This is a genomic window from Flavobacterium sp., from assembly GCF_049240005.1.
Classification (GTDB): Bacteria; Bacteroidota; Bacteroidia; order Flavobacteriales; family Flavobacteriaceae; genus Flavobacterium.
Genome location: NZ_JBMLTK010000031.1, coordinates 1 through 2,917, shown reverse-complemented (window position 1 = coordinate 2,917; position 2,917 = coordinate 1). Strand labels below are relative to the sequence as shown.

The following is a 2,917-nucleotide window of genomic DNA, read 5'->3' as shown; positions in this document are numbered from 1 at the left end:
GCTACTAATGGTGCCATGTACAAACTGTCGGTAGTAGAAGACAATAAAATTACTTTAGCGCCTTCTTTTTGAGCGGCTTGTTTCACCACATCAGCGTAGGCTTTGGCGTTGAAGTTGGCCAATTTATCGTTGGTTACTTTCAGTACTTTGTCTACACCGTATTTGGATAAATCCGATACGTTTCCTGCGTTTACCGTTACCGCAGTTACGGTAGTGCCTAATGATTCGGCTACTTTTTTGGCATAAGACGCTAATTCAAAAGCTACTTTTTTGAATTTTCCGTCGGCCGATTCTGCATATATTAATAATGACATAATAATTTTAGATTTTAGATTAACGATTTTTGATTTTTGAAATGATTATGGATTACAATCTGCAATCTTAAATCAACATTCTTCATTCTTAAATCACTTTAGCTTCGTTGTGTAAAGCGTTGATTAAGCCGTCTAAATCGTCGGCAGCAAATAATTTCACAGCCGATTTCGGAGCCGGTTTTTCAAATTTTACCGCTTTGGTGTTGTTGTTAGCACTTACCGGTTCTAATACCGTTAATACTTTGGTTCTGGCGGTCATGATACCACGCATGTTCGGAATGCGCAAGTCTTTTTCTTCCACCAATCCTTTTTGACCTCCGATTACTAATGGCAATGAAGCTGAAATAGTTTCTTTTCCGCCGTCGATTTCACGAGCCGCTTTGGCTGCGCTACCGTCGATGGTTAATTCGGTACAAGAGTTCACAAAGTTGTAGTCCAACAAACCGGCTAACATCCCCGGAACCATTCCGCCATTGTAATCCAACGATTCTTTACCGCAGATTACCAAGTCGTATTGGCCTTGTTTTACCACTTCGGCTAATTGTTTTGCTACAAAAAAACCGTCAGTAGGAGTAGCGTTTACGCGAATCGCTTCGTTAGCACCGATGGCTAAAGCTTTTCTTAGCGTTGGTTCGGTATCCGGTCCGCCTACGTTAACTACAGTAACATTGGCGCCTTGTTGCTCTTGGAACCAAATGGCTCTGGTTAATCCGAACTCGTCGTTAGGGTTGATTACGAATTGTACGCCATTGGTGTCAAATTCCGCATCACCGTTCACAAAGTTAATTTTTGAAGTAGTATCAGGCACGTGACTGATGCAAACTAATATTTTCATTGTTGCGTTTATTAAGTGAATTTTTTTTCTGACCGTAAAAGTATAAAATATATTTCTAATTTTTATATGCGTGCATAATATTTTTTCAAATTTCAATCGATTTCGTAGCGTGTTGAAATTGGTTAAACGAACGGCACATTATTTTAAGCCGTTATTTAACCAACAGAAATGTTTTTTAATCGTATTTAATTTTTATTTTTGCCTTTCAAAATTATAGACAGTAACACAATCCGAAATATGAGAACGATACAATTTAGAGAAGCAGTTGCCGAGGCGATGAGCGAAGAAATGCGTCGCGACGAGTCAGTTTATTTAATGGGTGAGGAAGTAGCCGAATACAACGGTGCTTACAAAGCTTCTAAAGGAATGTTGGATGAGTTCGGTCCGAAAAGAGTGATTGATACCCCGATTGCAGAGCTTGGTTTTGCCGGAATTGCCGTGGGTTCAGCGATGAACGGATGCCGACCGATAGTAGAATTCATGACGTTCAATTTCTCTTTGGTTGGGATTGATCAAATTATTAATAATGCAGCCAAAATGCGTCAAATGTCGGCCGGACAATTTCCAATGCCGATGGTGTTCCGTGGGCCAACCGCTTCTGCCGGTCAGTTAGGTGCTACACACTCGCAAGCCTTTGAAAATTGGTATGCTAATACACCGGGATTAAAAGTAGTTGTTCCTTCTACACCTTACGATGCGAAAGGATTGTTGAAGTCAGCTATCCGCGATAACGATCCGGTAATCTTTATGGAATCGGAACAAATGTATGGTGACAAAGGTGAAGTGCCTGAAGAAGAATACACGATTCCGTTAGGCGTTGCCGATGTAAAAAGAGAAGGCACTGATGTGACTATCGTTTCTTTCGGTAAAATCATCAAAGAAGCTTTTATTGCAGCTGACGAATTAGCCAAAGAAGGTATTTCTTGTGAAATCATCGACTTAAGAACGGTTCGTCCGATGGATTACGATACCATTATCAACTCGGTTAAAAAAACCAACCGCTTAGTAGTTTTGGAAGAAGCTTGGCCTTTTGCCAGCGTGGCTTCTGAAGTAACGTATATGGTTCAGGAAAGAGCTTTTGATTATTTAGATGCGCCTATCCAAAGAATTACAACAGCAGATACACCGGCACCTTATTCTCCAACTCTCTTGAAAGAATGGTTGCCTAATGCCGATGATGTAATTAAAGCAGTAAAAAAAGTAACATACAAATAATTTTACAGACTACTAGATCGGCGGAATGTTAGAAAAACTCAAAAATTCCATGAAGTCTGAAATCTAGTAACCTAAATAACTATATTTGAAACTTCATCTGATCAAAGAGATGAAGTTTTTTTTTGCCCATGAAAAACATATTTACACTTCTTGTTTTCTTTTTTGCGTTTAGTTTATCGGCGCAAACCAAAGTTAGTGGTATAGTGCTCGACAATACCAACCAACCGATACCTTACGCGAACATCGTTTTTAAAGGCTCGCAAGTTGGCGTTGTGTCTAATGAAGACGGAAGGTTTTATATCGAATCGCCCAACAATTATACGGCTATTATCGTATCGTTTGTAGGTTTTCCCGATAAGGAAGTCAAGTTGCCAAAGTTGGTGAATTACGACTTTAAAGTGATTTTAACCGAAGGCAATGCCTTGAAAGAAGTTAAGATTTACGCCGGTAAAACATCTAAAAAAGACAATCCGGCCTTGGATATTTTGCGTAAAATTTGGGAACGCCGTCGCAAAAACGGATTGAAAATGTTCAAACAATACCAATACGAAAA

3 protein-coding genes and 1 pseudogene are annotated in these 2,917 nt (G+C 39.6%); 2 read left to right on the top strand and 2 right to left on the bottom strand.

The genetic code is table 11. The annotated features are described in order from the left end of the window. Both ACOVQQ_RS03505 and ACOVQQ_RS03500 read right to left on the bottom strand, forming a co-directional pair. Positions 1 to 314 (bottom strand): annotated as a pseudogene (locus ACOVQQ_RS03505) (electron transfer flavoprotein subunit alpha/FixB family protein); the annotation flags it as partial. A gap of 88 nt (positions 315 to 402) precedes the next feature. Then, a complete protein-coding gene (locus tag ACOVQQ_RS03500; protein ID WP_295334574.1) occupies positions 403 to 1,149 on the bottom strand; it encodes an electron transfer flavoprotein subunit beta/FixA family protein in 747 nt (248 codons plus the stop codon). Positions 1,150 to 1,386: 237 nt separating this feature from the next. On the opposite strand from ACOVQQ_RS03500, the gene ACOVQQ_RS03495 reads away from it, so the two are divergent. Next, the gene (locus tag ACOVQQ_RS03495) at positions 1,387 to 2,364 is read left to right on the top strand and encodes a pyruvate dehydrogenase complex E1 component subunit beta (protein ID WP_421816964.1); all 978 of its coding nucleotides are present in this window, start codon (positions 1,387 to 1,389) and stop codon (positions 2,362 to 2,364) included. Between the two features lie 128 nt (positions 2,365 to 2,492). After that, the coding region (locus ACOVQQ_RS03490) for a carboxypeptidase-like regulatory domain-containing protein (protein ID WP_421816963.1) at positions 2,493 to 2,917 on the top strand (425 nt) is incomplete at its 3' end.